This is a genomic window from Bacillus sp. 05T22, from assembly GCF_056396765.1.
Map to the genome: position 1 here is coordinate 1 of NZ_JBFTMC010000218.1, position 2,483 is coordinate 2,483.

The window sequence follows — 2,483 nt, forward strand, 5'->3', positions numbered from 1 at the left end:
TAATTCTTTGATCCCTTCTTTTAATGTAACCGCATCTGTTTTTAATGTTTTCCAACTGTCTTTAGCTGCATTCAAGTTAGGTAGTAAGAATTTAAATTTATTTTGATCAGCTTTTTCAGATGCCTTATCAATAAACCCTAGAACCGATCCATATTGACGATCTAAATCACTCCATTGGTCGTACATAAAAGTAAGAGATTTCAGAGCATTATCAATCGCGCTATGCATCTGATCAATATTATTAAAGGCAACGCCAACTACACGATTTAATGTTAGTTTATAATCTACAGTCTGACGTAATTTTGCTAATTCAGGCTCTAACCAGCCTAATTTACTTCTTGCATCACCTATCATTATACCACCAGCAATCAATGTGGGAAGAAAGGGCACTTTTACCATTGTCAATCCTTTAGATTCTATGTCTTTCTGATAGTTTACTTGTCCTAAAACTTCATTTAGACGCTTTTGATCGGCCTCAACATCAGCACCTTGGTTTTTTAAAATCGACTGCAACTGATCTTTATCGCTTCCAAATGATCTAACATCTTGTCCAATATCTTCTTTTAACTTAGTTAATTCTTGTATTAATTTTTGTGCATGCTCTTGGTTTTGTTGAATTTCACCTCGTAAATCTGTAATCCCTTTCTTTAAAGTAGCTCCATTCCCGGAATTAATCGCCTCTACTAATGTTCCGTAATGATTGTCAAATTTTGCATCATATTCAATAATGTCTGTCAATGTATCTAAAAGCTGTTTTTTTACTTGCGTATTCCATGTAACAGCATGTGCTCTAGCATTCTTTTGATCTTGTACAATTTTATCAGGTAAATCTGCATACCCATTAATAATAATTCCTTCAAAATTCACATCTGGATTATTCATTAACAAATAAGAATATTCATTCATAGATTTTGCAAATACCCCAGCATCTTGCAAAGCTTTTTTCATCTGTTCTTCATTTGCTGAAAGAAACATATCTCCATTGTTAGTTTGCACAATTTCACTTGCAAAAGTTGCTACTGGTGTGACTGCATAAGTTGTTGTAATCGTTAAAAACGTCGATACAGCGAGTAGTTTGTAAGGGATTTTTTTCATCATTTCATATTCCTCCTATGCAGGTTTTGAGTATAAGTTCTATTCTTTTTTAAAAGTGAAATTAGTTCTGTATCTTTACGAATATCATCCCAACTTTGTTTCGTAGTATTTATAGTGAAAGGCGAAGTCTTTCATCAGACTCCGCCTTTTTGGTTTATGAGGAATTAATAATTTCTATACTAAAATTTAAAGATATAATCCTTGATTCAGAACCGATATTTCCTTATTTTTGCGGAGTAGCAGGTTCCACTTTTAATTCTTTTATTCCATCTTTTATTGTGACTGCATCTTCGTGTAATGTTTTCCAAAGATCTTTAGCTGTCTTCAAGGCAGGTTTTAAGTAGCTAAATTTATTTTGATCAGCTTTTCCAGCTGCCTTATCAATCTGTCGCAGTACCCCAGCATATTGATTATCTAAATCAGTCCATTGCGAGGACATATAAGTAAGAGCATTAATCGCATTATCAATCGCCTTATGCATCTGATCAGTATTATTATACGCAACTCCAACTACACGATTTAATGTTGTTTTAGAATCTACAGTCTTACGTATTTCTGCTACATACGGCTCTAACTTGCCTAAATTATCTCTTGCTGTACCTACTATTATACCACCAATCCACCATAGGCCAAAAACGCCAACCTTCATTGTTGTAAATCCATCAGATTCTAATTTTTTATAATAGTTTACTTGCCCCAAAACTTCATCTAGACGTTTCTGATCGTCCTCAAGCCCAGCTGTTTGGGTTTTTAAAATCGAGTACAATTGTTCTTTATTGCTTCCAAATGCTCTAACATCTTGTCCAACATTATCTTTTAACTTCGTTAATTCTGCTATTAAATTTTGTGCAGTCTTTTGGTTTTGTTGAATTTCAGTTCGTAAATCTGTAATCCCTTCTTTTAAAGTATCTCCATCCCCTGTATTAATCGCATCTATCATTGTGTCATAATAATTGTCAAACGTTGTATTGTATTCGACAATGCCTGTCAATGTATCTAAAAGCTGTCCTTTTACTTGCGTATCCCATGTAACAGCATGTGCTCTAGCATTCTTTTGGTCTTGTATAATTTTACCAGGTAAATCTGGATACCCATTAATAGTAATCCCTTCAAAATTAATATCCGGATTATTAATTAATAAATAAGAATATTCATTCATAGATTTTGCAAATACTCCAGCATCTTGCAAAGCTTTTTTCATCCCGTCTGTATTTGCAGAAAGAGACGTATCTCCATTGTTAGTTTGATTAATTTCACTTGCATAAGTTGCTACTGGTGAGACTACAGAAGTTGTTGTCAAAGCTAAAAGCGCCGATGCAGCAAGTATTTTGTAAGGGATTTTATTTTGCATTTCATATTCCTCCTATATAGGTTTTGATTTTTAGTTC

General features: G+C 33.6%; 2 protein-coding genes. Both read right to left on the reverse strand.

Features of this window, described 5'->3' with window-relative positions; genetic code table 11:
• A partial coding sequence (locus AC1DIT_RS27855; RefSeq protein ID WP_476998581.1) for a ClyA family alpha-helical pore-forming toxin occupies nucleotides 1-1,098 on the reverse strand: 1,098 nt, incomplete at its 3' end.
• 220 nt (nucleotides 1,099-1,318) lie between these two features.
• Nucleotides 1,319-2,446 carry a hemolysin BL binding component B gene (gene hblA, locus AC1DIT_RS27860; protein WP_476998582.1) on the reverse strand — a complete coding sequence of 376 codons (1,128 nt, stop codon included), beginning with the start codon at nucleotides 2,444-2,446 and terminating at the stop codon, nucleotides 1,319-1,321.
• Nucleotides 2,447-2,483 lie beyond the last annotated feature (37 nt).

Bases quoted from the DNA above. Each gene is read 5' to 3' on its own strand.
- hblA (WP_476998582.1), bottom strand. From the start codon at position 2,446: ATGCAAAATAAAATCCCTTACAAAATACTTGCTGCATCGGCGCTTTTA.